5 protein-coding genes and 1 pseudogene are annotated in these 5044 nt (G+C 56.9%); 1 reads left to right on the top strand and 5 read right to left on the bottom strand.

The window, feature by feature from the left end:
* Window positions 1–58 precede the first annotated feature (58 nt).
* On the bottom strand, window positions 59–409 hold the full coding sequence (locus tag AC0L27_RS40680) for an SAM domain-containing protein (protein ID WP_473323680.1): 351 nt from the start codon (window positions 407–409) through the stop codon (window positions 59–61).
* 218 nt (window positions 410–627) lie between these two features.
* On the opposite strand from AC0L27_RS40680, the gene AC0L27_RS40675 reads away from it, so the two are divergent.
* Window positions 628–798: an RNA polymerase sigma factor region1.1 domain-containing protein gene (locus AC0L27_RS40675; protein ID WP_473323678.1), complete on the top strand. Its 171-nt coding sequence runs from the start codon at window positions 628–630 to the stop codon at window positions 796–798.
* A gap of 159 nt (window positions 799–957) precedes the next feature.
* Here AC0L27_RS40675 and AC0L27_RS40670 read toward each other — a convergent pair whose 3' ends face one another.
* From AC0L27_RS40670 to AC0L27_RS40655, 4 genes and pseudogenes are all read right to left on the bottom strand, one after another.
* Window positions 958–1848, bottom strand: coding sequence for an ABC transporter substrate-binding protein (locus tag AC0L27_RS40670; RefSeq protein WP_473323676.1), 891 nt, complete (start codon window positions 1846–1848; stop codon window positions 958–960).
* 411 nt (window positions 1849–2259) lie between these two features.
* Window positions 2260–3399 (bottom strand): OpgC domain-containing protein, encoded by a 1140-nt coding sequence (locus tag AC0L27_RS40665; protein ID WP_473323674.1) that lies wholly within the window; start codon window positions 3397–3399, stop codon window positions 2260–2262.
* Window positions 3400–3584: 185 nt separating this feature from the next.
* Window positions 3585–3935, bottom strand: coding sequence for a hypothetical protein (locus AC0L27_RS40660; protein ID WP_473323672.1), 351 nt, complete (start codon window positions 3933–3935; stop codon window positions 3585–3587).
* 915 nt (window positions 3936–4850) lie between these two features.
* Window positions 4851–4973: pseudogene (locus AC0L27_RS40655) on the bottom strand (GDCCVxC domain-containing (seleno)protein); the annotation flags it as partial.
* Window positions 4974–5044: the final 71 nt, after the last annotated feature.

Below are 5044 nucleotides of genomic sequence, written 5' to 3'. Positions count from 1 at the left end.
ATTTGATTGCGAGGGCTCAACGATAACGGAGGTTGTCTGCCACGAGCGCCGACCGCAATTACGTCATCGTTTGCAAAAATTTGCAAGCCGAATGACACATCCGCACGGAAAGCGCCGTTGAGCCGACCAAGTCCGAGAACATCACGGTAACCTGACGGCGCTCAGCGTTGATGGCGGCTTCGACGGTCACTTCGGGAGGGTCGGATAAGGGCTGCGAAGTGCCAGTTTTGGCGCGCAAGGCGGCGATGCCGTCGAGCAGCCTCCGGCGATGCCCGACTAGGCCGACACCAAGGTCCTTCAAATCCTCAGACGTTAGGGTAAGCAAGACGACGTCATAGATCTGGTGATCGCGGAAGGCCGCCGCATATTGTCCTAGGCCGAGCTTCTGCAGCCAATCTCCGAGGTCCATTATTGCGGCCCAGGTTTGTCTAGCTCCATCTTTCTTCCGACAAGGCACCGTGTCTAGGGAAATGACCGGTTTGGGTCCCAAGCGGCGGTAGACGCCAAGCTGGATAGGTATCCGGTCTGCCTCTGAGAGCCGACATGACGCGTCTTCAAGCGAGCTTCGGCTTAGGGCCACAACCCGACTCTCTCCCCTATAGTAGGGGCTGCTGAAACGGAGAGAACATGAGCGTGCCGGAAATCATTCGACGAGCCATCGAAATCGGTGAACAGAACGGTAAGATTACCTTCGATGAGCGGAATCAGCTGTGTGACAGCCGATCACTGGATCCCAAAGACGTCGACCGCATTTTCAACGCCTTGAGCGAAGCAGGAATTTGGATTGAAGGAGGCTAGGGTCGGCTACCGGTCACAAGCCGCCGAACTGGCAACCGGCTGCAAACTTCCGGTCTCACCTTATGAGCCGACATGCAGCGACACCGCGCCAACGGAAGCGATGGGCCAGAAGCGGTCATCGCTCGGCGGCAGGGCTCGCCAGTCGCTTATGGTAAGCTGCTATTCGATTGTTGCATCGGCACGCAGCAGCAGTGATTCTGGAAGCGTAAGCCCAAGCGCCTTGGCGGTCTTCAGATTAATAAAAAACTGAAACTTCGTAGGTACCTCAACCGGCAAGTCAGCGGGCTTCTCGCCTTTAAGGATTTTATCCACATAAACGGCCGCGCGGCGGAAAATAGCTTGAATATCCGGCCCATAGGCCATGAGCGCGCCATCTTCAAGCGTCTCCCGATTCTGTACCATCAGCGGCAGACCGCGCTTGATTGCAAGTTGCCCGATCAATGCGCGGGCAAGATAAAACAGCCCGTTTGGCGTCGTGATAACACCCTCTGAGCGGCTATCGGCCATGTGGTCAAAAGCCTGCTCGATCTCTACCAGTGACCGCACTTCGAGCGGTTGAACATCTAAGCCGAGGACGGTTGCTGCTCTCGAAGCCTCGTCAATGAAACTGAGCATGGCTTGGCGGTCGTTTGGATTTACAAGCAACGTCAAGCGTGTCATGCGCGGAAAGGCTTCCTTCAATAATTGGACGCGCTTCGCTGTGAGTTCGGATGCGATATTCGTCAAACCGGTGATGTTTCCACCCGGTTTAGCCAAGCTGTTGACAAGCCTTGATCCGAGAGGTTCTGGCACGAGGATGAATACGATAGGTATCGTGGTTGTCGCCCCCTGTCCTGCCAGCGCTGCTGGCTGAGTAACTGCAACAAGCACGTCCACTGGCACCGCAACAAGCTCGGCAGCCAGACTGGCGAAGCGATCAGGTACTTCAGCTGGGAATCTGTGATGCAGCGCAATGTTCTTGCCGTCGATGTAGCCGAGATCGATAAGGCCCCGCGTCAGTGCACCTAAACCTAAGGCCTCATCTTCAGCATTGTCGGCGTGCCAAAGCACTCCGACTTTCGGCAACTTATTGAATGGTTTCCCAGAGGCCGCCAACGGCCATGCAGCCGCGCCGCACGTGAAAACGAGAAAAGCCCGCCGCCTCATATGCGCACCGAGCGTGAAGACAGTCGCTGATATAGCCTAGCACAAAGAGACAGGCCGGGCTGCGATTTTGCAACCAAACCTCCGTTTAAGGTCATAAGCGGCTGGCGACGCAAGTGCAGCTCGGCGTCCGATTTACCAACGACAGCGGACATCACTACGCCTAAGCTGCTGTTCGGCTTAGGGCCAATTGCAGACCTCATTGAGGCCTCGGAGGAAAACCGCACCGGGCGTGCACCTTAGCACTTCGCGAAATCAGGCGTCAGAGAGGTGGCTCCCAGCCGACCGTGCACCTGCAATGTCGTCGCAGCGTTGAAATTATCGTTGTTGTCGTCTGGATTTGCTGTCGAGCAAGTTCAGCAGCGTTGCAGTCGCGATCATCGTAACGATGCCACCGAGACTAAGGGCTATCTGCATCGCAAGCCCGTCCGAGATGTCGAGCCGCGCCACTTCGGCAGCGAACGACAGCAGAACGCCGAGACAATAGATTGGTAGCGAGTTCTGGCCACAGAGGATCGCACCGCGCATCAGCGGCGTCATCGGCCCTGGCCATTTGCGAGGCATGAACCATGCCGCCAAGACCGCCATGGCCAGAAAATGCAGCAGTCTAAATGGATCGAGATTCGATTTGTCCAAGGGGTGCAGCTTCAGCAGCTGCGGGATCACTGCTTCCAGGGGCCTGATGCGCCAGCTCAAGGCGATGATCAAACTGAGCAGCAGATACAACACTGAAACGGTAAGAGCCGTACGTGAAATCAACAACGGCAGCAACCTGTCGCCCTCGATCGTCCACCAGGCGCCAAGTACAACCAGCAACTGCCAGGCCAGTGGATTGAAGGCCCAGTGGCCGTTCGGCCAGGCCGTAACGGTCCAGCCGAAGATATGCACCAGCGCATAGAGCGCCAGCGAGGCGCCAAGCGTCACGTTCGGCAGTCGCAGCAGCAGCCACAGCAAGGGCGCGAACAAGAGATGAAAAAGTACGAAGATCGGCAACACGTCGGTATTGACCGGACGGTATTGCAGGATCGCCGTGCGCGCGAGCGTCGCGCCCGGATCGTCCAGTAGAATGCGCGTATTGCTCTCGTCAGCAAGACGGCCTCCGCCCGCAACGTGAACCAGAATGGCGCAAGCGAGCGTGAGCAACAGAAATGCGACATAAATGTCCCAGCTTCGCCGCAGTGTCCGGCTAATCACTCCGGTCCAGCCCTCGCAGCGCCATGCCTTGCTGTAGGCCATCGCGCAGGTTATGCCCGAAACGAACATGAATACTTCGGCGGCATCGCTGAAGCCGTAGTTCCGCAGCGTCAGCCAAGTTCCGATGTTGTTGGGAACATGGTCAAGAAAGATGCACCACAGCGCGACGCCCCGACAGGCATCTATTCGCAGGTAGCGGCCTTGGCCTTTCAACTCCGATAGCTCGCCGATCGCTAATCCGGGGATGGTAATTTGGTCGCGCATATGGCTTTCCCTCAAGCAGGCAAAATGGACCTGCCGCTGGAGGTACTGATGTGAGTTGGTCACCTTCAAAGGCTGATTTTTTTTACTGTCACCTGAGACGAAATTTGCGCACCAGCATTGAGCTTTGCGGCTTCGCACAATCAGTTGAGTCAAGCCATCCGCTATTGGACATTCGAGCGCTGCAGTCAATCCGGCAAAGTGTCCAAAACGGTCAATTCCTCGGCAGCCTTGTCGAGCAGCCGCCTAATGCGCTGATAGCTTCGCATGCCCAGGAGAGAATTGAGCGCCCTCTCGTCGATGTAATAGTGACGGTCCTGTCGATGAACGAGACCCCAACCTCGCAGTCGTTCCAGTCTGCGCACGACTGTCGTGCGGGGCACACGCATGTACGCCGCAATCTTGGTGACGGAAAATGGCTTGTCTTCAAACTGACCAAGAGCTACGCACAACCCAATGAAGAAGAGTTCCAAGCGGCTACCAAAAGGCTCACTTGCAGGAGCATAGGCTCCGTGCACAGTTCTCATGATATCGATCATCAGGCGACAGAGCACCAACCGTTGTCGCGCCGCTCTGATCCCGATCCGACTAAGTTCGCCAGTCAGTCTTCGCATCGCCGCGGGCTTTCCGAGCTACGCCCGGGCGGCCTGCGCCGACCCCGGACATCGGTTCTCACTTTAAAGCCAAACTTACTGTATCGAAAAACTGTATCTGTCGGAAAGAGATGCAATTTGCTTGCGAGCCGGGATTAGAGAATGTCGAGATGAGTCAAAAGCAGCGGTGGGCGTCAAATTGGATCGGCGCGTCCGGTTTGCCCCTGACAGCCGACATGACCCGCACTCAATCGACCTCCGGCTAAGGGCCATCAGCAGACCCGTCCGAAGGGAAAGATGCGGTCGAGTAAGCAGTCGCCTACCTGATTGATCAATGAACAGCGGGGAAATGCGAGAGAGGCTTCGGCAATCGAACGCGCTCATAGAGCACATGCGGCCGATGCTCGCGGGGCCAAAACCCGAAAGTGCAAGTCGCCGCGATTGCCCAGCTTCTCGCTTCATTACCCAGCGGCAAACACCGGTGACAGTTTAAGGCCGCCCCTCGGGCGGCCTTCCGCTCTCAGCGATAGTTATTAGGCATACACGACGCCGGCCGTCGGAGCTGGTAATTGCGGTGCTAGTAAGTGAGGTCGAAAGCAACGCTGTAATAGTCGGAGGTGTTACGGACGCGAATCTGCCGCAGGATCTTAAAAATTCGCGCCGATCGTCTTCTTCTGGAGAGGACATTGCGGCTCCTATGATTTTCTCGAAATGATTATTAGTCGATTAGAGCGTTAAGCAGTTCGGAGACCCGCCGCCTCGGGCATTGAAATGTTGCCCGAGGTCCGGTGCGGGGTCGCAAGCGGCGGTCGAAGTGAGCACGGCCTGGCGTCCAGTCTACCGCTGATAGGGGACATCAGGGAGCGGCTTCAGGCGCTCGCCGCAGCCTTTGCAGTCATAGAAGAACTGGCAAGCGTCGGTCGGTATGACCTCGGCAGCAGCGTGACCGCACTTGGGACACGTGATCGTGGAGTTCAGGGTCATTTACCTTCAAGCGCGCGGGGGCACCGAGTAAGGAGCTGCCGGCGAGCCTTCTTCAGATCGGTCGCCAGTTT

This window comes from Bradyrhizobium sp. Ken51, assembly GCF_055807435.1.
This window is presented reverse-complemented; position numbering and strand designations above follow the sequence as displayed.